A 22,496-nucleotide genomic window follows, 5' to 3' on the forward strand; every position below is an offset into this window, starting at 1 on the left:
TACAAATAACTCTAGAACCCCACCCCCCAAATTATTACAAACGGCTCTAGAACCCCCTACCCGAAAAATCTAGAACCCCACCCCCAAAGTCTCTAGAACCCCACCCCCAAATATAAGAGTTAGGTCACGATAGAGCAAGCGTTTCAGGCATCGCTCGCTTCAGGTTGTAATAAAAACTATTACAAATCAGCTCGAAAAATGGCTCGGTATCAATAAAGGCATCTGTTATAAAACCAAGAAGCACCTTTTTAAAGTCAAAGCCGAGACAGATGCAGCTCACTTAGCACCCCGACTTGGGAACAAGTTTTATCCCCGACTTCTCCGCGCAGAGCGGATTCAGGAGTCATGTTATTGCGATCACCTGCATTTGTCTTGGTTGCCAGCTAGGAGATTCGAGATGTTCCAGGAGTCCGAAAATCAGTTCGTCGCATCACAAAAACCTTGCATTGATCGCAACCAAGCAACTGCTCATCTAGAAGCACTGGGTTATCAACCAGGGCATGCAGTTTACATCAGAGCATTTTTATCGAAGGAAGATCCCCGCTATGCTCCCAACACTGGACGTAAAGCCGAGCGCTTGAACTGGGAGCAAGTAGAACGTTGGCAAGCACAAGGATATGGCGTTTACATCGTGGTGAATGGTGGGGGACATAAAGACGAAGACGTCAAGTCCTGCCGTGCGATCTTCTGTGAATTTGACGATCGCCCCATTGAAGATCAAATTAATTTTTGGCAAAACTTGGGGATACCGGAACCTTCATTACAAATTGCTACCCGCAAGTCAGTCCACACATATTGGGTATTTGACAAACCGATCGCCGTGGAACAATGGCGAGAATTGCAAACGGCTCTCCTCACCTATACTGGTTCCGACCCAGCATTGAAAAATCCCAGTCGAGTGATGAGACTGGCTGGTTCTTACCATATTAAACCTGGGTGCGAACCAGTACGCTGCAACATCATTCACTGTGGAGACAAGCGTTATAGCTACGAGGAGCTACGCGCTGCTATTCCACTACCAAAACCGCCAGCGACTAAACTGCCACTGTTGCAACCGATTTGTGGATCTACACCTCAAGGACAACGCTATGAAGATATTCGGATTCCAGTTCTTGAATCAGTCCCCCTAGAAGCGTGCCTTTCCAAGGAATCTCGCCTACTACTTGAATCTGGAGTAAATGAAGGCAGCCGCAACGTATTGGGAGCTAAATTAGCCCGCGACCTCATCGGTACTGCTAATTATCTTCAAACTATCGGGCAGCATTTTAACGGCAACCCCCAGCAAATGCTGGAAGACTACGCTAACCGCTGCACCCCACCCTTACCTGCTTCTGAGGTAGATGCGATCTGGAAGTCAGCCGAAAAAGACCGCCCTGGTCCGAGCTGTCAACCAGAAGGAGTAGAGGCTTGTGTTAAAGCATGGTACTGGAAGCAGCACGTCAAACCAAATCGACAGCAGCAAGCTACCCAGAAAAGTCATAATCAGGTTTCTGGAAGAGGATTTGGTCATGGCAACGTTGGCAATACTGGGAAACCACCCGTTACTGCTGTAACTTTGTGCGATCGCATTAAAGAAATTCTCTCGCGGCACGAAACTGAATCAGCAGTTGCCAGCGCCTTGATGGACTTAGCTACTGCTACCGGACGGACGTATAACGAGATTAACTCTCTAGCTAGGATTGTTCGGGCTGAAGGCGAACTAGCCACCGAAGTCATTGCGGCAGTCCAGTCTTTTCAAGGAATACTCACCAGTTGTCGCAAGCGATTGGATATCGGGCGCTATTTGGACAAGGCATTAGCCGATCCGCTAGTGTCTATGGCAGCAGCGATGCCCACCGCACCAGAGTACCTATTTAACACTTTTCTTGCCTCTAGTGCCTCGCGCATCGGCACGGCAGCAAGGGTTGTCATTAATCCAGAAGGTGGCTACACGCAACCCTGTATTTTCTGGACGGCTAACGTCGCCCACAGCGGTCAAGCCAAAACTCCACCCCAACAGGCAATCCTCAAGCCGCTAGAGGAAATGGAAGCAGCAGCCAAAGAAATCCACGACATTCAAATGGAGGACTACGAAAATGACAAGGATGCTGAAAGCAAACCACCAGTGCGACAGCGGCGGTTGCTGAATAACGTCACCACTTCCACCAAAATTCGCATTCATGACGAAAATCCACGCGGCTTGCTGGAATATCTGGACGAGTTAGTAGCAGACTACCAACGCTTAAACCAGTATAAGAGCGGTAAGGGCGATGACTTGCAACTAGAACTATCGTTTTGGAATGGTTCTGGCGGTAATTTCGACCGTCACGATGCGCGGCTATTTTTAGGTCGCGTTGCTTTGAGCAAGACGGGAACGTACCAATGGGATACGTTGGCGCGGTTAATGGCAGACGAAGTTAACTTCATTGCCAGCGGTTACTCGTCTCGGTTTCTCTACTGCTCGATTGTCGATGCACCAGCTAGGTATCTCGATCTATTGTCTTCTCGCTCTGCCAATACTCTCAAACAGAAGTTGCAGGAGTTGTATGGGGAATTAGAAAAACTGCCCCAAACCGACTACCTACTCTCCCACGAAGCTAAAGTGCTGTTCCAGGGGTGGAACCATACTTTGGTTAATGCTGAGATTGAGGAAGTGCATTTTGGGCTGTCGCTAGTATACGCCAAGATTGAGTCTTACACTGCCCGCATTGCTTTGTGGTTGCATCTAGTTAATGCCGTGCTACAAGGCGAACAGCCGCTGCCAGTTATTAGTGGCGAGACAATGCAATACGCAATTGAAATTGCCTCGTTCTATCTATGGCAGCACAAGCTGATTCATGCACACAACGCACCTAACCGCCAGCTAGAGGGGCTTTTTCTCAAGGTACAAACTCAAGCAGAGAAGTTTTTTACTAAGTGTAGCAAGGGTGTAGGGGCATCGTTCCTCAAGACGCGGATCAATGCCCTAAAAAACTGGGCAGTAGAAAAAATTCGCTGCTCAATTTTTCAGCCGTTAGCAGCAGCAGGTCACGGTCGGATTGAAGGTGAAGGCAGCGAGATGGTCTACATCCCCAACACTCAATCAGATGCCAATGATAAAGAATTGGTGGTTGTTGGTGGTAAGTTGGTGGCATCACCAATCGCTGAAAACTTTACTAGTACTAACTTACAAACACTAATTGATGAAATTGATGGACAAGATGCCCATATTACTTCTCAGCAGCCGAGTGAAGCAATAACTCAAGAGGGCAACGCTTACGCCTCTCCCCACCGGACAGTTGCCTCAACGGGGGACACCCCCACACGGCACTGTCCTCACCAATTCACCAATTCAACTACCCAAAGCTTTGCTAATACTTGCACTCTTGCAGTTGGTGAGATCGCCAATTCATCACCAATCGCACCAATTGCACTCCTTCAAACAGAGTTGCCACAGCAAATACCAACTGCACGAGAATTGGCAGCAAAAGTGTTGGGCTGTGCCACCTGGGTAGAGTTGGCACAACAGGTACGCAGTGCCAAAAAGCTGATGCAGGCTGCTAGTTGCATGAGTTCGCAGCAACGCGATCGCGTTGTTAACTTGTTAACCACACATTTGTGTTCTGCTCCCGATGCGCTTTCTCAGTTGGCTTGGATACCAGAAAAGCTGCGAGATGTTGTGTTGAAACAGTTAAGTTTTACGATTCGACAGCTAAGAAAGAGTGCAGAAAGTTTAGAACTTTATTGGGAGTACTTTTCTAATTGCCAGTTTGTTTCAGTGACGATTCAAGAAACAGGTCAACAGCGATGGAATTTTCAAACTCCTGATGGCAATACCATCTCTGTCTTTGATCTCAAGGTAATTGAGGCGATCTCTCTTGCTTAAGACCAACAGGAAGCCAGGATTGCTGCTCTTGAAACCAACAAGAGGTTTTTAGCCGATGCCTAATACAAGTAAACTACTACAGTAAAAATCGCAGTCTTAGAGGAACTTACCCAGAAGAGGAATGAGAACGACATTGGCTAGAAATCAAAGTCGATAAAGCTTTGAGTAAAGGCGGTCAGCGCTTGAGCAGCAAATAATGAGGTGAATTCGCATTCTTCAGAACCAGATTTATGTAACCAAAAATCTTTTGTAAATAGCACTTCGGATATTATCGAGCAGCTAAAAAAGCCTAAACCCGAAAAAGTTGTTAGTTCTTTCAATACTTATCAAGAAGCAAATGCATTCGTTATTGCTTTGTAGGATGAAGCCAAGACAAAATCTATGAAAGGTCAACGTGTAGAAGCTGTCTTTCTACTCGAATTTGGTATTGCTACTTGTAATGTTCTTGACGACCCTGTTTTAGAGCTAGCAATCAACAAGGAATTGGAATTTATCAAAGCTCAACTACGCTAAAAAAGCAACGACCGCATTTTCAGCGTAACAATTAAATTTTTGTACAGACTAGTTTTCTTCTACAAAATTTCTTGACGTATGGGGTCTTGTCTACTTTTAGCACTCCGAGTTTTTAGACAACTCTAGAAATTACGACACTTGTGGGTTACATGCGCACAATTTTCATTGTTATGTGCAATGTGCTTTCCCGACATCGCTGTTAGTGTAGTTTTCGTGAAAAAATAGTTATTGAGAACCTCAGTTCCAACGACTAAATGTCTGAAACTGACCGATTGGCGGCATCTAACAAGCAACTTGAGAGAACGAAAAACAAGGGCGAAAAGCAAAGCGAACCACAACAAAGGAAATCGCCCCACCGTGGTAGGCGCTCGCTTACCTCAGGTGGAGTGAAAAGTCTCAAACTTTTCGCGCCCGTACCTTCTACCCTGCACCCAGCATCGGTGTACTTGGCTTCTTTAAGTCAAGGCTCTAGAGCCACCATGCGTCGCAGCTTGAACGCGATCGCCTCTTTGCTAACTGATGGCGAGTGCGATGCCTTGACTTTAGATTGGTCTAATCTGAGCTACCAACACACGGCGGCAGTGCGGGCAATTCTTGTCGAGCGATTTGCTCCGGCAACGGCGAAAAAAATGGTGGCTGCCCTGCGGCGAGTGCTTAAAGAAGCGGCTAGACTGGGGTTGATGAGTTACGAAGATTATGCTCGTGCCACTGATCTGCCGCGCATTGATACGCCGCCGCAGAAATTGAGAGGTCGTGCCCTCGCCAACAAGGAAATTGCCACTTTGCTAGATGAGTGCGATGAGGCTAACACTATCGCAATTCGAGATGCGGCAATATTAGCTATACTGCGCGGCGGTGGCATTCGTCGGCAGGAATTGACGCGGCTCAAACTGCAAGACTACAACTCCAGCACGGGTGAATTAGAGATTTGCTCTGCTAAGCGCAAGTCATACAGAACTGTTTATTTGCCCGCAGCCGCAGTTAAGTTGGTAGAAGCGTGGCTTGAAATCCGAGGACGCAAGAGAGGGGCGTTGATCTGCCCCGTGCGTAAGGGAGGGCAAGTAGAACTGCGACATATGTCGGGGGATGCCGTGTTGAAGATCGTCAAAAAGCTCTCTGTGCGGGCAGGAGTGGAAGAATTTTCTCCCCACGACTTCCGCCGAACTTTCTGTTCGGACTTGCTGGATGGGGGGATTGACGTGTTTACCGTGCAAAAGCTAGCAGGTCACTCCTCGCCCCTAACGACATCAAAGTACGACCGGCGGGGAGACCAAACCAAGCGCCAGGCAGTCGAACGGTTGTTTTTTCCTCAGCCAGAACCTGATGGCTGATACTTGTTTGCCGCTGTTGAGGTCTGCCTAAAAGCTAGACCGACTAGCCCAAATATTTTCGGCAAAGTTTTATCAATGCCATTGCACCGGAGCGAGCCAGTAATTGTGATGAATCATCTCAAGGCGCGGAAACAACAAAAAAGCACCCAGCAGATAATCAATAACGTTTTCATCCAGCTTAATCCCAGTAAAAGCTTTCATCCGCTCTAGCGCTATCAAAAACGCAGATTTTTGCTTTGAACTAATGGCAAGATACTCTTGTTTTTCCTTCGCAGAAAAGGGAACGTTGGCTCTATCCCAATTCCAAAGTAGACAACATTGCCGTAAAGATAAGCTCGTACTCGCAAGCAGTAGCGCCGCGCGATAGTAAAGCCCAGTTCGCCGTAGCATATACGGATGAACAGGAAAAGGAAGCTGTGCAATTTCCCCAGCTTGTTGAATTTGATGATGCAGCGAACGGGCACTCAGGCGTTTTCGCCGCTCCGAGACAAATAACCACTCAGTTGTGCGTCGCTCCTGAAGCTGTTGCAGGATATTGATTTCAGCCGCGCACAACGGTTGAAGGTTAACAACAACTTGAGTTTGGTAGCGCTGTAGTGTAGCGCGATTGCGAGCCACTTTGAGAGTGTTTTCGGCAAAGTTGAGGTCGCGCCAGAGGAGCCAGCACAATTCGACGGGTTGTAAGGCTTGGCAGAACAACAACAGCACCAGAGCTTGATTTCTAATCGGGTTGCGCGTTGCCTCGGTGGCAGCAATCAGCGCATCGACTTCTTCAAGGTAGAGAAACTCGCGTTCGCGACGTTCGATAAAAGGAGTTTTCTGGGGTGGAGAAGGCACGCGGATAACTTTGCCGAAAAGGTTTACCGTAGTCATGATACTGCAATAAAATGTGATCGCTCTAGAAGCCTAATCAGCAAAAAAGTAGCGTCAGGGAGCCACATTTCCACTTTTGAATGTTTTCGGCAAAGTTGTAGAAATAGCAACTGGCCCCTGCTCTCAAACTGGGCAATGCATGATAATGCTACAAGCGAATGCGCGGAGCGCAGCGCTCTGATGCGATCGCAGCGTTCTGATTACCCAAGTAGGCGATTGGCTTATGCATTAAACTGCTGCACGAATGCTTTGAGCGCTACTGCATCCTTACCCCGATTGTGCCCGCGTTGATTGTCTACGCCAATCTGGGCATGGTGTTCGTCAATCAAATTCTGGTGTTTGCGGACAAACTCCTTAGCCGCCTTACGATTAATGCCAAAAGTCTCTTCGAGTAAACCGACAGTAATCGCCCAAGTATCCTGAGGATGTTGTTGGTTCCATTCACAAATAGCGGCAAAGATACGTTGTGCTCGGTCTAGAGCGCCACCGCTTCTAGCTGGTTTAGGTGTAGCCCCTCCTGAAATCTGAGTCGGGCCAGGATTGATCGTATGCGGCACTTGCTGTTGTTGGGTCTGCTCCTGCACTTGGTTTTGGTCATGTACTGTAGGAGCGCTAGGAGCAGAGCCGGCACTCCTAGCTTGTGTTGGAATTGTTGCTGGCGTAGAGTTACTCTCGCCCAAGAGAGCCGCTTTTGCCGCCTCAAATCGTGCCGCAGCTTGCTTAAGCTGCCGATTCTCGGCTTTGAGGTGTTCGATCTCCTGCTGTAACTGGCTCGACTGCTTTACCATAGCGATCGCTTGTTCGCGTTGTTCTTGAAGCTTAGCCAGTTCAGCTTCCAGCGCTTCAATTCTCCCCGTGAGCCAACTCAAGGTTCGAGCTTGGTCTACCACAACAGTTGCGATCGCGCTGTCTGCCACTACAGAAGTCCGCTCTTGGTGCGTAGAGTCATGTTGAGTCGTTTGTTCAGTAGCTATTGAAGCGCGAGAGTTGACTTCAACCATCTCTGGCTCTGGTATAGCTGCCTTAGTCGCTGGCGAGGCTTGAGTAGAGCTACCTAGTCGTGCTTCAACCCATTGCAGCAGTGCAGAGGTCTTTTCCTGCTGGTTGTTATGCTTAGGGCAGAGCGCATCCAACACCTGATGCCAGCGGTCATGCTCGTCCTTAAAAATTCGCAGTAAACTATGTTGGCGTGGCGCTAGAGTCATATCATTAGACGTTGAATCATTATTGGATGAGGCGATCGCCGGTTCGCTCTCATGGGGGGTAGTTTTAGAGGATGCTTTAGAGGTAAGTTTGGTCTGCTTTGGTTCTACCTGTACCCACTCGGCTGGTAGCACTGGCTCTACAGACTCTAGCAGTGCTATTGATTCCTCTTGAGATAGTGGCTGCGTTGGCTCTAGTTGTACTTCATCCTGATTCAGCGAAGGTAGCGCATTAGCATCCAGTAGCACTCCCTGACCTTCTAGGGGTTGACCCTGCTCGTTGACTAATCGGTAGTGGAAGTAATGACTAGTTGCGATGCTGTTGGGTGCAGTCTGCTGCTGGTCAAGTACGTGTCCGAGATAGTGCTGGAGAAACCTGTGCTCGTGTTTGGTAGGAGGGCAGAACAAATAAATCGCGATTGCCCCATACACGCCTCGAAGCCTGTGAATTGAAACAGTCTTCTTGCCAGCCAATACAGGTATAATGCCAGTGTCTTGGAAGAGCTGTTTGACCTCGCGGTCAATACGCGTATTGAGTACTCGGATTCTTGGGTCTTTGCTATCAACTCCTGCTAATTGTTCGATGGCAGGCAGCGTGCGGAACCGCTCGATGCCCTCTAGGACTTGGGTAGCAGGTACGAGTGTGAGAATGTCAAATCCAGGTGCTGCCTCATCTTCACCCATCTGCTTTTTCTGCTGTCCCTGAAAGTGTAATAGGTATGGATGGTGAGTCAGTTGAAAGTGTCCCTTGCTAATCACTTCAGTATGCCGCCTACCTGTCAGTGCCGCAATAGCAATCGCTAGATGTCGCTCGTCGTTTGATGCCAGCAATTCAGTGGCTGTATCGAGGTAACGTTGCAGTGGCACTGGTTGCAAGTTATCTTGTCGGCTATTATTCGCTGCTGTCCCTTCTCCACGAATTTGTTGGTACGTGGCTTGGTCGTACTTGAGGTAGTCAAGCGCGAAGTGTTCCTGTGTTTGTCCGAGTTCTCCCGTATTGCGCTTAGTCCAAGTCACTATATGACTATTTTCATTAGTTAGGAGCAAAGTGCCTGTAGAAATTGCATCCTCGATCAGTCGGCGGTATAAAGGTATCTGATTGCCAGCGATTGTCGCTTGGGGATAGCCCTCTTCTAAAAGTTGAATTTCAGCTGTGCACAAAGCTTCAATCTCATCTGGTGAGTTAAGCAGTTTTAATCGGTCAACAAAATGTAGTGCTAGCTGTTCTAACTCGTGTTTCAACAGCTTAGTGCGATTGCCTTTGTGAATGCGCTGACGGTAGCGGGCAATAATTTCTTCTCTACTGAGGTCAAACCGAGTGGCATTGCTCATAGGTGCTATCAGGGACGCTTAAGCTAGGGATGATAGATCAGGGGTAGGTTAGTCAAGTTAAGTCTTGAACGGAATTGCTCCTGCGTACAATTGAACCTTTCTACAAGAAACGTATATGACTGTTAAATGTACAAGCGTAGTGCTTGATGATAGCAAGCTCATGAGCGATTGCGCTTCAAGTCTGATGCTGACTTAATCCGAATATTGGGTGGAACTTTGCCAGCAGCTTGAGCGCTCAACTAGGCACAGAAGGAATATTCTCTGTTGAAATAGTCAAGGTATCCTTAGCTACGGACAAGAACTGTGAGAGAAATTTATCCAGTTATTCTCCTCAATTACTTATACTGCTATATTGCCACGCTGATGTGATTCCGTCAATCTGACTATACGGACAAAACCTGAATTATGGCATACGTTTATGAAAGAAAAGGTAGCGCTCGCTGCCCTCACAGCATAAGGGACTTTGTCGTCATGCACTGACAGAAGTACAACATCATTTCGTATTGATGCTCCTATAGATGTCAAGTCTTTTTTGTGCTCCGCGATTTGCGAATGAGATGGTAAATCTCTCGCGCCACGTAACGCTTGAGACAGCGAATGATCTCTCGTTGCGATAGTCCTTGTGCCGTGCGTCGTGCCAGATAAGTTTTAGTCGGTTCATGCCACCGCATTCGCACAATGACGACGCGAAACAAAGCAGCATTGGCTTGACGATTGCCGCCTCGGTTTAAGCGATGGCGCTGGGTTTTGCCCGAAGACGCTGGAATCGGACAAACTCCACACATCTTGGCAAAGGCAGCTTCGGATTGGACGCGATCTGCATTCTCGCCAAAGGTGAGCAGCATTTCGGTCCTCCGTATCCGTACCAATGCCAAACGCTTGCACTAATTCGGGCGCTGCTGCTTGGGTGAGCTTTATGAGGTGCTGAGTATGTGCTTCAATTTCCTTATGTAACTGTGTCCACCGCTTTGCCATTGCAGCCAGGGCATAACGCATCGTCGCCATCGGCGTATCGAGAGTTCCGACTTCGAGGTGTTGGCAAGCTTTGATCAACTGAGGGGTAGACAAAGGTTCCAACTCTGCCCGTAGGACTGCATCGGCTGTGACGATCAGCGCTTTGAGTGAGACCATCACCTGAGTTTGAGCTTTGACGGCGGTATCTCTTGCCGCTTTGAGAATCCGGATCATTTCCACAGCTCCTTCATCCGATTTCGGGATTGCTGTGGCTTGTCCAGCCAGCACTTGTCGAGCCGCATCTTCTGCATCCAGTAGCTCATCCTTGCCCTGCAAGCGTTGCTGACCCCGACGACAAGGACGACTGACTTCAATCACTTTCAGTCCTTGACGACGTAGGAACTGGCTCAAACCCTTGCCATACGACCCGGTTCCTTCTACGCCAAAAGCAGCAATCTCTATGTCTTTGCCCATTCCAGCAATTGTTGATATCCCGCTGGAGTGGCAGGGACAATGCAATCACCGAACCGTGCACCTAAGTCATTGATGGCAACCGCAGCGTGAGTGTCTTTGTGCGTGTCAATACCAATGAGCACTGAATTAGAATTGATTGTGCTTTGCGTCATGATCCACCGCCTGATTGAAAAGAATGACCGCTTGCAAGACGGTTGTGTTGCAAAAAGTTATTAAGAACAGAAAACTCCTTGAAGAAGGAAAGAATTATGCAGCTACTCCAAAAATTTCAGCGATGAATTTCACCTGTTCTTTGACGGCTCCTTTTTTTACTTTCTTCACTTGTCCTTTCCTTAACATGTTGATGATTTCATAACCGTTTATCGTTCGCCTCGCCGTGTTGAACGAGCCAAATCCCATGCCAGGTTTGACTAACCTTTTAATAAATCTATGGTCTTGTTCAATGCGATTATTGAGACACTTGTTCTGTCGCAGTTGCACTTCTGCCGACAGCTGTTCTTTCTCTTTAAGTTCGTCAATCGCTTTGGGATAGGCAGCATTTTTATCGACATTAATCACACGAGGCTCTTGAGTGTGAACTGCATTCAACGCCTTGCGGAAAAATCGTTTGGCTGCTTGTGCATCACGCTTGGCTGTGAGCAGAAAGTCCAAGGTGTTGCCATCTGAATCTACTGCCCGATACAAGTATCTCTCCTTGCCTTTCACCTTAATATAAGTTTCATCCACCCTCCAAGAATTATTGGTCGGGCGCAGATGTGATCGGCATCGCCTGTCTAATTCTTGTCCATACTCCTGCACCCAACGAAACACCGTTGTGTGATGGATATCCATACCACGCTCATTCACCATTTCTGCTACTTGGTGGTACGAGAGTGGGTAGCTGAGATACCATCGGACACAACGAAGGATGATTTGGGCTTGGTAGTGCCGCCACTTGAACACGTTGGACTTGGTCATCGAGAGGCTTGAATCTGAACCACGAGTTTCTCAGCTTATCACCTCGCTCGTTTTTTGCAACACAACCCCGATGTCTTGTCAGACTTCTAGGAACTCAAACTGCGTTTCGTCCTGATGTCATTGTGTTAGACCAAACTCGGCTTGTAAACGAACCGTTGTGGCAACAAGAGCCTGTAATTACTCTGGGAGACTCAATCAAATTAGTTGTTGAAGTCGTCAGCACAAACTGGCAGAATGACTACGCCCGCAAGGTCGAGGACTACGCTCTGTTAGGTGTACCTGAGTATTGGATTGTCGATTATCTGGGTATTGGTGGTAGAGAATATATCGGCAAACCTAAAAAGCCAACTATTACAATTTGCACTCTGGTTGAGGATGAACATCAAAAACAATTGTTCCAAAGTAGCGAGCTACTTGTTTCTTCTCTGTTTCCCGATCTGCAAATAACGGCTTTACAGGTCTTTGCAGCAGGGCAGTCAACCTAGAACAGCGTTGCTCTTTTCAGCCCTTTCTGCCCAAAACGGTGACCTGAATAACGAAATTGCCCATCTTTTGGATGAACTAGCTTTCCTCAAGCAGCAGTAGCTTACAAACAACACAGGAAATGTTTACCAACTGCATTCCCAATAGCACTCAGCCCCCTAGCTTTTTCCTAGCAGCCAAAATAACTCTGTCACTTAGCGCCTGCCTAAAAGAATTTAAACATTTAAACATCTGAAATAGGTCGTCAAAGCAGCTAAGGTTATGGTTTCTCTTGGCTTAATATTCCTTTAAAAGTCTTATAGCTTGGAAGAAAAACATTAATAGTTCCTTCCAGTTGTTGCATAGTATCGAGCCGTACGATCATCAAGACAGCAAAGTTTGCTCCTACACTTGGATCTTCAACGATCTCCCACATTGTTCTGCAATCCGTACTGCTTGGTTCTAAGGTAAATGATGGATGAGAATGCCATTCTCCCAGGTAGTTGAAGCGAGTAAAGTCATATCCTGTCTTGCGAAAAAAGTTCTGTAAAGGATTGAAAATTGCTACTGGCAGACGCAGGAAAGAGATGACTGTGCCACTTTGCCTTTGGATGGTGATGTCTTTTACACGGTAAACACCATCTGAAATATGTTCTCCCATTAAGATGCCACCGATCTCCTTACTTCCTGCTCTTTGCAGAGCCTTAATTAATTTTTGGACGATCTTCTCAGGAAGGACTATCTGCATCCTGCATTTTCTCCAGCAATTCGCTAAGAAAATCAATTCCTTCAGAATCTACATCAGGGGATACAGGATTGCCGCTTTCGATATGGACTACCTTGCTCGTGTCGATGGGAATGGTATGGAACGGAGCCTTAAAAATCCATGCCTGCTGAAAGCCGATGACGTAAATTGAATATGGGAACAAGGATGGTTCTCTCGCTAAGAGAGTATCAATTGCCAAGCGGGTGAGATGACCTGCCATAATGCTAACTTCGGCATCCGAAGCTTCCAAAACTTCCCCTCCCGTACTTTCTAGAATGTATTGATCGGTTGCAGTTCCTGGAAGTGCCACATCTTGCATAGATAAATACTCATGAAACGCTGCTTTCGTTGCCTGTAGATCGGGATCTTGTCCAGGGCGGCTCCGGGCAATCATGCCGCCGATACCACCCGCGAATACTTCTGCCCAAACCAGCGGTTTAGCGTAGCTTTTGGCGATGAAAGCAAGGAGATTAAAAATTATTGGGTTAGCCGTAGCATCAATCAGGAGGTCACATCGGTTTAACTGGCGCAAAACGCAATCTAGAGCAGCACTCGATTCTTGCCCTCCCAGACTCAGCGTTGCAACATCAACTTGGGCAGTGGCGGTAATGTAGGACATAACCTCAGCAACAGCATGAACCTTATGTTCTCCAACATTCCGCCAGTCAAGATCGTTGCGGCAGATGTTTTCTGGTAGAAAAATATCCTCATCGACTAAATAAAATTTGCCGACACCTGTACGAGCTATCGAGGCAGCAACTTTACTACCAACAGAGCCTAAACCTACAATTCCCACAGACTTACTGGACAGTTCGTGTAATTCTGACGGTAGGCGGGGGTTTATTGTGTCAAGGTTGGATTGCACAAAGGTAGCTTTCCAAACTTCACTCTTACTAGCGGCAATTTTGAGGAAGAAGTGGAGATTATCTTCGGCATCCGTGAGGAGAACGCCAAATAGCCCTCCTGCATCTTTTTCTACCCAAATGCTATGTTCCTTCAACGCAGCAGTTCCGTAGCCTGCTTGCTCAAGAACTGCTTCCAGGTCTTGCAATGTGTTGGTTGTAGCCAGAGCTTTGGGAGGAAGCCCTGTTTTATAGAAAGCACCTCGATTCTTAGCAGCGTTGTTTAATCTTTTGGGAATCAGTGTGTCGTTCCATGCTGGCAAATCATCAGGTTGGACACTGTAGAGCAGCACCAGGTAAGATTGGCTTTGCCATCGCCCTGAGAATTCGATAGAACCAGTGCTAAAGGACGATAATCCAGCTAGATAGGCGTTGAGGGCTTTGTTTACATAAACGCGGATGAAACTTTCGCGCAGTATTTGACCCGTGGAAAGCTCATGTTGAGATGGGACGATGTGTTGCTCACCTGTTCCACGAGGGTTTTCTGTGCTTAAAAGGGTGTAGGTGCTTTCTAAAACCTGCGCTCCCGTTACCTCAGTATGCCATGTGTCCGGTCGCCATTCCAAACATAAAGCACCACTGACATACTGGTGACTTGACCATCTTTCCTCAGAATTTTTGGGATACACCGTGGGAGGGACTGCTGGAAAGAGAGCCGGGTATACCATTTTTACGGGGTAATCGTAGCCGTGAGCTTGGATAATGGCTTCAACAACCAGCCTGCCGTTGTCAAGAATCCAGTTAGTCCCTGTCAGCCAGTCAACACTATCTTCAAGGAGGCAAATTGCTTCCCGCTCCTTAACTAGCCGCTGCAAATCACTGATAAACCATATATCGCTCACGCAAATCCCCCCGGTTTTTTCGGAATTAGGGGTCGATTAGGGAAAGTCAGATTCTGTGCTGTGAAAGCTGCACTAAGAAGTTCATCTGCATTATCTTCAGCTAAGTGACAGGGAAATCTATCACCAAAATGCTTTTGCCACTCTTTACAAGCGTTTTTCAGGCTGGTTTTGTCGTCTAAAGCTTTCTCGGCAGAGCGGATCAAACTAATGAGCTGGCTCTTGAAATAGTTCTTATCGGTTTGGCTGTAGTTTTGCAACAAATCCTCATAGGTGGGTGTTGTGGGGCGGTAGCAGGTAAAGCTTAGAGCCAATGAGTTCTTGATACCGATTAGGGTATTGTAAAGGGCAATATCATCTCTTGCGTTAAAGTGAATGTTTCTCGTTGCCAGGATAGAGAGGATAAGTCCACTTGGCAGAGAGCCAGCCTTATAGTCACTCCAGGCTTTGAGATAGCGGACTACCCGCCGCAATTGTCTCTTGTCATCGGTTTTGTCTTGAAACCATTTGATGAATTCTCTAGGATCACTCTCGATCCAGCCCTTGCTTTTATGCGCCAGTCGTGGGTACTGCCCTTTGATGATGTAGTAGATGGGAAGATCAAGGTGGTATTGCCCTGCATAGACAACCCTAATGCAAGTTTGCTTATCAATCGGCTCCTGTTTGGTATGCCCATCGACGGCTTCACAGATCCAGCGATGAAACGTATCAACGCTATAAATGGGTTCTTTATCAACGAGAAAGTAAATGCCATCATCAATATCAAATTCTCCGTCACTAGGAAGGATGATGATGTTCATCATGAATGAACCCTGACCATGAAATTTAGGGAAAAAACCATTAGCTTTTTCCTTAAAATAACTTCTGATTCTGTCACGCACAGCATCGCGGGATGTCCGCAAGAATGCTTTATGGTTCGGTTTCAATTCGATGATGGAGTTGAATTCAAGGAATAGTTTATGACAATCCGCCATCGGCTTACCTTATGATGTAATGCTTTTGAGACGCAAAGAACTTGGCAACTTCAGGACGTTTTTCAAATATCAACCCTTGGTCTTTCCCTTTGCTCAACATGATGTTTAGGGCTTCTGTTGAAGTGTTATCCAAATTAATAATTTGCGACTGTTTGGAAGAAAGATCAGCCCCTGGAATTCTGACGTACTCAAACGGGGAATCACAGTGTTGGGCGAATGTTTCAACAAAGTAACTGGTGATATATGCCTGTCCCTCAAAAAAAGTTGCAATCAAATCTTTGTTCCAGTCCAGCACCGAGCGATCGTGCTTGGCAACAAACCGTCTTCCAGGATTTGGTTCTAGCGAACCAATTGACATGACCATTAGCTGCTGAAACTTCTTATCTTTGCCCACAAAGTACCTGAAAGCTTCTGCTACCCCAATGAAGGTTGGATTGTTAGCGTATACACCACCATCAATAAATTGTCTGTAGTCGTAGTTTTCACTAGTGATAATCGGCAGATAGGTGGGTGCTGCGCTTGTTGCTAGAGCGACATCGACGTACTTGGTTTTGTTATCCCTGCTGAGGTCGCCTTCGGGGTGGTCGTACTTGAAGATGAATGGTCTGCCATCTGTTAAAGAAAAGGCAGGAATGCATAACAAACAGTGAGAATCTGCCAAAGTGCAATCGCCAAACATTTCTTGCAGAGCTTTTTCCAGTTCCTTGTTATCGTATTTACTGCCCAAGAAGATCTGCTTGAACAAGCTGTAGATACTGCCTCGTTTTCTAAATATTTGCTTGCCTCGCCCATAGTAGAGGTTGCTGATCTTACTGACAGGAATTTTTAGGGATAGACCAAGGGCGATCAAGCCTCCTGTTGAGGTTCCACAGATGAGATCAAAGTAGTCAGCGATGCAACAATTAAATTTCTGTTCAAACTGTTCCAGGATTCTGGCTGAGTAAAGCCCTTTAATGCCACCTCCGTCGATTGACAGAACTTTGAAGCATTTTATCTGTGCGTTAGAATCTTGAGGGGATTGGAGCATTCTCAGTTCTGATGCTACTAAGGGGATAATTTACTTCCCAGAGGTTTAATATAGAATAATTGTACTAATTTAAGTTTAATTCATAATCTTTACAATGCCCTTAGTGAATTTACTTAAGTTATTGCAAGCTTTTTATAATTGCCACCGAAATCCTACAAGTGGTGAAGGTATTGTCAGGTTAGCCGTCATGAGCAATAGCTCACAGCGAAGAAATGAAAACCTAATATTCTCCTAAGTGGCTCGAAGTTAAAGGAAGCCACCCGAAGCAGTGTACTAGAGTAAGGAAATTGCATCTAAACACTTAAACATCTAAATATTTAAACATCTAGATGAGCAAATGCTATTATTTTACCTTGCGCTCTTCAAGGTATTTGGCGATTGACTCTGCCACAATGTCGCTCATCTCTCTTTCTTCGTCCGCCGCAGCTGTTTTGAGTTGCTTATGTAGCTGCTTTGGCAAATAAACTGTTGTGCGAATGTAGTCAGAATCGGTACTCTTGCTTTTGCGGACTGGCGTTTTTTTTGTTGGCTCTGCTAATTCCTCTTGCTCTTTACTGCCACTTCGAGCCGCGCCGAATAGATCGTCAAACCGACTGCCACTTTTCTTGGTCATGGCAGGATCTCCTTCCCAACTTCGTAGTAGCATCTCCACGCGATACCCGCATAGGAATCGCCTTTAACTTGATTTACTGGAACTCCCTTCAAAGCTGCGTGTTGGAATACAGCCAATCGCCTGATTCCAGTTCTGAAAACTGGTAGACCAGCATTAATTAAGGATTGCTTTGCCTCTTCCCCAACACGGCTGGGGTGTGGAGGAACCAGGGTGATAAGAATCTTGTAGTTAGTGTCTAATCCTTTTAAATTGTCTACCATTTGCAGCATTGCTCCCATTGCTAAAGCATCGGGGCTGGTAGGCAATACAAGCAGATCGCACCCCTCAGCAATAGTTTTCAATTCTTCAGAAGCGGGTCGAGCCGGAGTATCAATAATAATGTGTTCGTACTGCCTTGCAAAGCGTACTCCCTGCTTCTCATCCACAACTTTGAAGGGAAGATTGCCACGACTAGACCAATCTAAGGCGCTCTGGTTAAGGTCGCCGTCAACTAGCAGAGTAGCCGCCTTAGCTTGGAAGTAGGTAGCAAGATGCAGGGCTGTTGTAGTCTTACCCACACCTCCTTTAAACGAAGCAACGGTCACTATCATTGTTGCCACCAGCTAATTGCTAAGACACGATTGTACAACAAACATAGACATTTAGATATTTGAATGTTTAGATGTTTAAATGTTTATGCATTTCGATGTTCAGACATTTATTTACTCTCAGTTACCTGGACAGCAAAGATCGCGGCTCACGGCTGATTTGAAAGAACTTCGTGTAGTTCTGCTAGTTTTTCAGCAAATTCCTTTTCCCTGCGCTCTAGTTCAGCCAGCTTTTGTGACAAGCGCTTTTTCTCTTCAGGAGTTCTAGTCGCAGATATCTCTCGTCGCACCAATTCTTTTTTTCGTTCCCACCTCTTTTTATGTCCAGAGGGTGTTGATATGGCGAATACCCCACCAGCTTTAAACTCTAGCTCTTCTATCTCTCGATCGTACTTTTCTTCTGCGAGACTCATGATTGTTTTTACTCTTAGTTTATAAGCGTTTATTCATCAGTCGCCTAGCTGCGGCGGGAGCGTCACAATAGGAACTCATGAAGGTGTAGCCTAGAAATTATCACCTTAATTGCTATGGATGAAAATCGACAGGCACGGCAGAGCAAAAATACTTACACAAGCCGAGATTCAGTTGCTATTTAGTCAGGGGCTGGATAACAACCGCGATCGCGCCCTGTTCGGCATCTGCCTATATACTGCCTGTCGAATTAATGAAGCCTGCACCTTAAGGCGAAAAGATGTCTTCGACGAAAAAAGAAGAGTGCGACCGGAACTAATCGTTCGCAAAGGTAACACCAAAAGCAAGCTGGCAACGCGCACGATTCCTGTGGGTGAGGATTCCCCGTCCTATCAGTGGTTTCTGTTTAATGGTCGTCATGGCAAGGGACACATTAACCCAGATTCAGCCGCAAGGATATTAAGATCCGCCTGTTTACGAGTTGGAATAGAAGGGGCTAGTACCCATTCATTTCGGCGCACGGCGCTGACGATGATGAGCGATGCCGGAATCCCTCTAAGGATTATCCAAGAGGTATCTGGACACCGCACCCTGGACGAATTACAAAAATACTTAGAGGTAAAGCCGGAACAAGTCAGGGGAGTGATCGCGGCTTTATCGATGTTGTCTCATGTCGGGAAAACAGACTATGACGACCTAGACCTAGTTCCCGACTTAGACGCGCCAAATCGAGAAGTTGACTGCTCTCTATTCTCCAATGATGAGTCAGTGTAGTAAGCTTCATGTGTTTGGACAGTGCGTAAGTCCTAGAGTCCTAGCTACCTGGAACAGTTCTGCCGAGATATTGGGCGATCGCGGGAGCGCATCACAGAAGCTTCTTTTCTTCCAGATGCGATGGCAATAAGATTGAATTTGTTGCTGCCAGTCTTGGGGAACCCTAGCCCAAGCATCTACGATTTTGCCATCCCTACTCACTCTGCTATCGGTATGAATTCAAGGGTAGCCAATTGTAGGTGTAATCGGTAATAGCAGCAATATCATAAGCAGAAATTATAAGGAATGCCTCAAACCCTTGTTTTTTAGTGAATTAGGGGAGCCGGATTGATAAGCAAAGTTTAAGTCGGGTTAGTTAGTTCAACCAGATTACGAGAAAACAATACTTTTATACCGCTATTACACGAAACTTACAATTAGAATTCACCAATGGTATTAGTATCTCGGCAGGCACCATTTGAGATTCGATCCACGTCTCTTATCACTTTGTGAATTTGTAGATACAGTGGCTGTGGAGTTTTGGATAATTATGTGGCTAGTCCGGCTCAAATAATAAATCAGGAGGGATTTTATAGCTAATAGTCCATCCGACCCTGATATTGAATAAAGGAGTATTCAAATGTCAACAAAAGTAGCAGTAGCCATTATCCACGGTATAGGTACGGCAAATCCAAAGTTTGCAGAAGAAAATGATCCGGAGATGTTCACAAGCGGTATGGCTAAGAAGTTAAAGTATCGGTTTTCAACCTTGGTAGGAGAAAAGCCAGAGGATGCAGATTCAAAACTAGCGATTAAAGCAGTTTATTGGGCTCTAGTTCTTCAAGACCTTCAGGATAAGTTATACAGGGACTTGAGAATTGACAGACTCAACGATTTTTGGGGGCTTCGTTACTTCGTATTTCATTCTCTTGCAGACAGTATCGGCTACCAGATCACTTCTTCGGCACCGAATTCAGAGCGAGACATTTATGACGGAGTACATAAATGCTTTGCCGCAACTCTAGCCGAACTAGCTCAACCTGATAATGCTGGTTCAAAAGCGCCATTATGTATTATTGGGCATAGCCTCGGATCAGTGATAGCAAGCAATTACATCTGGGATCTTCAGAAGAAAAAAGCAAAAATAGAAATTGGTAGTACACCTTTGGAGCAAGGAGAAACATTGACACTGTTCTATACTTTCGGTAGTCAAATTGCTCTGTGGGGACTGCGTCACAATGACTTTGGTACACCAATCAAACTTCCTCCACCTCAACTCTCACAGCATTACCCAAACTTGGGGAGCGAGTGGCTCAACTTTTATGACAGGGATGATGTTCTCGGATATCCACTTAAGGCGATGAATGAGCAATACAGAGATGTCGTTACCTCGACTTTAGCCATTTCGAGCAATAGAGCACAAAAAGGAATAGGGTAAGAATGCTTCGAGTTCATGCATGCTTACCCCAGAAAATTGTTGTGTTCACTATACCAGAAATCTTAGAGACACTCCTTGAGCCATTTGCTCAGTTGTTTTCGCTTCGAGTTTGGCAGCATGCTCAAGTGCTGCTATTTGGAGCGATCTTGAGTCCAGCTCAACGCACTGTTGCTGCTGCACTGCGAGTAATGGGACACTCAGAAGAAAAGCATTTCATCAACTATCATCGGGTGCTCGCTCGTGCCGTTTGGTCTAGCCGTCAAGCCAGCCAAATCTTGCTTCTACAACTGATAGCCGTCTTTGCCACTAGCGGTGTGATTGTGTTCGGGCTAGATGACACCCTTGAACGACGACGAGGCAAACAGATTGCAGCCAAAGGCATCTATCGAGACCTAGTGCGTTCTAGTCATGGACACTTTGTCAAAGCCAGTGGCTTGCGTTGGTTAAGCTTGATGGTATTAGTTGAGATTCCCTGGGTGCAGCGCGTCTGGGCACTGCCATTTTTCACGGTACTGGCAGCATCGCAACGATATAACCAGCAGCAGGGGCATCGCCATAAATGTTTAACTGACTGGGCACGGCAGATGCTCAAGCAAGTGCGACGGTGGCTGCCACATCGTCAGCTCGTGGTCGTGGCAGACAGCAGTTTTGCTGCACTGGAGTTGTTATTTGCGTTGTCTGGCATGAAATCTCCAGTGCACATCGTCACTCGCCTGCGCTTGGATGCGGCACTCTATGAACCTGCCCCACCTCGACAACCCCGACAGATGGGACGACCTCGACTCAAAGGTAAGCGACTGCCCACTCTGGCGACGATATTGAACGAGCCGCCAACACGATGGCAACGAGTGGCATTGGCAGGCTGGAGCAGATAATAACTCCTTCGATATGGCTCAAAATTGAATGCAGCTTTCCCAACGTCAAACAACTCGGTATTGCAAAAGTGTGTAATCCCGAATTAGTTTAACTTGTTGGGGAACGCCGTAGCAGCAATTCTACTACATCATGACAGAATGACAGAGCCACCAACTCAAGCCAGTCATAATCCTAGTCAGTCAACATAGCGTGCATGGCGGCTCGATTGACTGCTCTGCCTCAAGTCCAGAGACTGTGTGATGATGTGCAAATTGCCCAGAGCAATCAATTGCAAGCTGCGGGTGTGGTGGGCGACCACCTACGCTAGTAAACCAAAAGCCCGTGCCAGTGAATTGCCATCCTCTAAAGCCGATAGGCTGACAGTGCAACCAGCATGTTGTTATGTAGAGTGAGAGTGAGGTTTAGTTTTTAGATTTAGTTTAGTTTTTTAGGGGCGAAGACAGTTGAGCCGTAGCAGGCAGGAGTAGCGGACAGGTAAGTACTCAGGGCTGCGATTGCAGAGATAGCACCACAAATACTGGTTTAGGCGTACGGTTAGTCAGCAAAAATTTAGCTGTATAATAATGGCGCTCAGTGGAGCCAGACAATTTTATACGCTTAAGTAAGATAGGACTAAGGCTTGAGTTCAAAGTGAGCGATGTGAGCGATCGCCCTTCAATATCAGCAAGGCTACGAGCTAAACCCGAAATTCATCCAGGATCAGGCGAGGCATAGTAGCGGAGCTTGAGCTAGCAAGCGAGGACAGGCAAGGGAAATGACGCATTATACTGAGTACAGCAGGGCAGGCAATAGCAGAACACGGTTAGAGGCAAGGCTAGCACTTGATCGCACTGTTTGACTCAGCAATGATGAAGGCACAAGAAGCAAGTGATCGCGCTGATAGCTAGAAACAAAGTCAAACAATCGCAGTATGCTATATCAGCAACCAATAGAGGCTACGATAGGGATGCGATCGCACTGCTTTAGGCTAAAGAGCCAACCAACAATCAACAGAGCAGAGGCACTCCTACGAGCGTACAATTACTGAAAGGCGAATAAATTAAAAGTGTATATGTACAGCAATTCCTACAATCTTACAGACATATTTGTACATCTATACAGTTGTACGAGCAAGCTGTATAGGTGCATCTATGCAATGTAAATGTAAAAGCCTTGTTAGATAAGCACTCTAGACTAGCATACTCATGCCCTAAAATATCTGTATAAATCTAGGTAAGGGCGGATAAGTTGACCAAGTTGACCCTGTACAGTTAAAAATTTGACTGTATATACAGGTAAACACGAGCGTACATTGTTATATTGGAATTCCAATATAACAATGTACGCTCGTGTTTACCTGTATATACAGTCAAATTTTTAACTGTACAG

General features: G+C 46.5%; 19 protein-coding genes. 7 read left to right on the forward strand and 12 right to left on the reverse strand.

The window, feature by feature from the left end; genetic code table 11:
• The first annotated feature begins 397 nt into the window (after window positions 1–397).
• The 3 genes from B1A85_RS16640 (at window position 398) to B1A85_RS16645 (ending at window position 5,688) form a co-directional block, all read left to right on the forward strand.
• Window positions 398–3,844, forward strand: a complete 3,447-nt coding sequence (locus tag B1A85_RS16640; protein ID WP_015328670.1) for a DUF3987 domain-containing protein — start codon at window positions 398–400, stop codon at window positions 3,842–3,844.
• Between the two features lie 381 nt (window positions 3,845–4,225).
• Window positions 4,226–4,357, forward strand: a complete 132-nt coding sequence (locus tag B1A85_RS25675; RefSeq protein ID WP_015328671.1) for a hypothetical protein — start codon at window positions 4,226–4,228, stop codon at window positions 4,355–4,357.
• A 254-nt stretch (window positions 4,358–4,611) separates the two neighbouring features.
• Window positions 4,612–5,688 (forward strand): site-specific integrase, encoded by a 1,077-nt coding sequence (locus B1A85_RS16645; RefSeq protein ID WP_015328672.1) that lies wholly within the window; start codon window positions 4,612–4,614, stop codon window positions 5,686–5,688.
• 72 nt (window positions 5,689–5,760) lie between these two features.
• Here B1A85_RS16645 and B1A85_RS16650 read toward each other — a convergent pair whose 3' ends face one another.
• The 5 genes from B1A85_RS16650 to B1A85_RS16665 all read right to left on the reverse strand — a co-directional run bounded on the left by B1A85_RS16650 (window position 5,761) and on the right by B1A85_RS16665 (window position 11,480).
• A complete protein-coding gene (locus tag B1A85_RS16650; protein ID WP_015328673.1) occupies window positions 5,761–6,561 on the reverse strand; it encodes a tyrosine-type recombinase/integrase in 801 nt (266 codons plus the stop codon).
• Between the two features lie 221 nt (window positions 6,562–6,782).
• Window positions 6,783–9,095: a telomere resolvase gene (locus B1A85_RS16655; RefSeq protein ID WP_015328674.1), complete on the reverse strand. Its 2,313-nt coding sequence runs from the start codon at window positions 9,093–9,095 to the stop codon at window positions 6,783–6,785.
• 521 nt (window positions 9,096–9,616) lie between these two features.
• On the reverse strand, window positions 9,617–9,940 hold the full coding sequence (locus B1A85_RS26250; protein WP_210404521.1) for a transposase: 324 nt from the start codon (window positions 9,938–9,940) through the stop codon (window positions 9,617–9,619).
• Window positions 9,941–10,507: 567 nt separating this feature from the next.
• Window positions 10,508–10,675: a hypothetical protein gene (locus B1A85_RS24790; RefSeq protein WP_210404522.1), complete on the reverse strand. Its 168-nt coding sequence runs from the start codon at window positions 10,673–10,675 to the stop codon at window positions 10,508–10,510.
• Window positions 10,676–10,769: 94 nt separating this feature from the next.
• The gene (locus B1A85_RS16665; protein ID WP_015328675.1) at window positions 10,770–11,480 is read right to left on the reverse strand and encodes an IS6 family transposase; all 711 of its coding nucleotides are present in this window, start codon (window positions 11,478–11,480) and stop codon (window positions 10,770–10,772) included.
• Between the two features lie 8 nt (window positions 11,481–11,488).
• Here B1A85_RS16665 and B1A85_RS16670 point away from each other — a divergent pair, with 8 nt between their 5' ends.
• Window positions 11,489–11,965 (forward strand): Uma2 family endonuclease, encoded by a 477-nt coding sequence (locus tag B1A85_RS16670; protein ID WP_015328676.1) that lies wholly within the window; start codon window positions 11,489–11,491, stop codon window positions 11,963–11,965.
• Window positions 11,966–12,222: 257 nt separating this feature from the next.
• On the opposite strand, the gene B1A85_RS16675 is transcribed toward B1A85_RS16670, so the two are convergent.
• From B1A85_RS16675 to B1A85_RS16705, 7 genes are all read right to left on the reverse strand, one after another.
• Entirely contained in the window at window positions 12,223–12,690 is a 468-nt protein-coding gene (locus B1A85_RS16675) for a Mov34/MPN/PAD-1 family protein (RefSeq protein ID WP_015328677.1), read from the reverse strand.
• On the reverse strand, window positions 12,671–14,452 hold the full coding sequence (locus B1A85_RS16680) for an E2/E1-associated domain-containing protein (RefSeq protein ID WP_015328678.1): 1,782 nt from the start codon (window positions 14,450–14,452) through the stop codon (window positions 12,671–12,673). The genes B1A85_RS16675 and B1A85_RS16680 overlap by 20 nt, the downstream gene beginning before the upstream one ends.
• Window positions 14,449–15,423 (reverse strand): cyclic GMP-AMP synthase DncV-like nucleotidyltransferase, encoded by a 975-nt coding sequence (locus B1A85_RS16685; protein WP_015328679.1) that lies wholly within the window; start codon window positions 15,421–15,423, stop codon window positions 14,449–14,451. Before B1A85_RS16685 ends, B1A85_RS16680 begins: the two co-directional genes overlap by 4 nt.
• 4 nt (window positions 15,424–15,427) lie before the next feature.
• On the reverse strand, window positions 15,428–16,450 hold the full coding sequence (locus tag B1A85_RS16690; RefSeq protein WP_015328680.1) for a CBASS cGAMP-activated phospholipase: 1,023 nt from the start codon (window positions 16,448–16,450) through the stop codon (window positions 15,428–15,430).
• Window positions 16,451–16,793: 343 nt separating this feature from the next.
• Window positions 16,794–17,063, reverse strand: a complete 270-nt coding sequence (locus B1A85_RS16695) for a hypothetical protein (protein WP_015328681.1) — start codon at window positions 17,061–17,063, stop codon at window positions 16,794–16,796.
• Window positions 17,060–17,653 (reverse strand): ParA family protein, encoded by a 594-nt coding sequence (locus B1A85_RS16700; protein ID WP_015328682.1) that lies wholly within the window; start codon window positions 17,651–17,653, stop codon window positions 17,060–17,062. The genes B1A85_RS16695 and B1A85_RS16700 overlap by 4 nt, the downstream gene beginning before the upstream one ends.
• A gap of 146 nt (window positions 17,654–17,799) precedes the next feature.
• Window positions 17,800–18,063, reverse strand: a complete 264-nt coding sequence (locus B1A85_RS16705) for a hypothetical protein (RefSeq protein WP_015328683.1) — start codon at window positions 18,061–18,063, stop codon at window positions 17,800–17,802.
• A gap of 118 nt (window positions 18,064–18,181) precedes the next feature.
• Here B1A85_RS16705 and B1A85_RS16710 point away from each other — a divergent pair, with 118 nt between their 5' ends.
• The 3 genes from B1A85_RS16710 (at window position 18,182) to B1A85_RS16720 (ending at window position 21,127) form a co-directional block, all read left to right on the forward strand.
• Window positions 18,182–18,835, forward strand: a complete 654-nt coding sequence (locus B1A85_RS16710) for a site-specific integrase (protein WP_015328684.1) — start codon at window positions 18,182–18,184, stop codon at window positions 18,833–18,835.
• A gap of 619 nt (window positions 18,836–19,454) precedes the next feature.
• On the forward strand, window positions 19,455–20,252 hold the full coding sequence (locus tag B1A85_RS16715; RefSeq protein WP_015328685.1) for a hypothetical protein: 798 nt from the start codon (window positions 19,455–19,457) through the stop codon (window positions 20,250–20,252).
• A gap of 41 nt (window positions 20,253–20,293) precedes the next feature.
• Complete coding sequence (locus B1A85_RS16720; protein WP_210404523.1) at window positions 20,294–21,127, forward strand: transposase; 834 nt, start codon at window positions 20,294–20,296, stop codon at window positions 21,125–21,127.
• Window positions 21,128–22,496 lie beyond the last annotated feature (1,369 nt).

It is taken from the genome of Chroococcidiopsis sp. TS-821, from assembly GCF_002939305.1.
Classification (GTDB): Bacteria; Cyanobacteriota; Cyanobacteriia; order Cyanobacteriales; family Chroococcidiopsidaceae; genus Chroogloeocystis.

Coding starts and splice junctions, on each gene's coding strand:
- B1A85_RS16640 (WP_015328670.1), top strand. CDS start 398: ATGTTCCAGGAGTCCGAAAATCAGTTCGTCGCATCACAAAAACCTTGC.
- B1A85_RS25675 (WP_015328671.1), top strand. CDS start 4,226: ATGAAAGGTCAACGTGTAGAAGCTGTCTTTCTACTCGAATTTGGTATT.
- B1A85_RS16645 (WP_015328672.1), top strand. CDS start 4,612: ATGTCTGAAACTGACCGATTGGCGGCATCTAACAAGCAACTTGAGAGA.
- B1A85_RS16650 (WP_015328673.1), bottom strand. CDS start 6,561: ATGACTACGGTAAACCTTTTCGGCAAAGTTATCCGCGTGCCTTCTCCA.
- B1A85_RS16655 (WP_015328674.1), bottom strand. CDS start 9,095: ATGAGCAATGCCACTCGGTTTGACCTCAGTAGAGAAGAAATTATTGCC.
- B1A85_RS26250 (WP_210404521.1), bottom strand. CDS start 9,940: ATGCTGCTCACCTTTGGCGAGAATGCAGATCGCGTCCAATCCGAAGCT.
- B1A85_RS24790 (WP_210404522.1), bottom strand. CDS start 10,675: ATGACGCAAAGCACAATCAATTCTAATTCAGTGCTCATTGGTATTGAC.
- B1A85_RS16665 (WP_015328675.1), bottom strand. CDS start 11,480: ATGACCAAGTCCAACGTGTTCAAGTGGCGGCACTACCAAGCCCAAATC.
- B1A85_RS16675 (WP_015328677.1), bottom strand. CDS start 12,690: ATGCAGATAGTCCTTCCTGAGAAGATCGTCCAAAAATTAATTAAGGCT.
- B1A85_RS16685 (WP_015328679.1), bottom strand. CDS start 15,423: ATGGCGGATTGTCATAAACTATTCCTTGAATTCAACTCCATCATCGAA.
- B1A85_RS16690 (WP_015328680.1), bottom strand. CDS start 16,450: ATGCTCCAATCCCCTCAAGATTCTAACGCACAGATAAAATGCTTCAAA.
- B1A85_RS16695 (WP_015328681.1), bottom strand. CDS start 17,063: ATGACCAAGAAAAGTGGCAGTCGGTTTGACGATCTATTCGGCGCGGCT.
- B1A85_RS16700 (WP_015328682.1), bottom strand. CDS start 17,653: ATGATAGTGACCGTTGCTTCGTTTAAAGGAGGTGTGGGTAAGACTACA.
- B1A85_RS16705 (WP_015328683.1), bottom strand. CDS start 18,063: ATGAGTCTCGCAGAAGAAAAGTACGATCGAGAGATAGAAGAGCTAGAG.
- B1A85_RS16710 (WP_015328684.1), top strand. CDS start 18,182: ATGAAAATCGACAGGCACGGCAGAGCAAAAATACTTACACAAGCCGAG.
- B1A85_RS16715 (WP_015328685.1), top strand. CDS start 19,455: ATGTCAACAAAAGTAGCAGTAGCCATTATCCACGGTATAGGTACGGCA.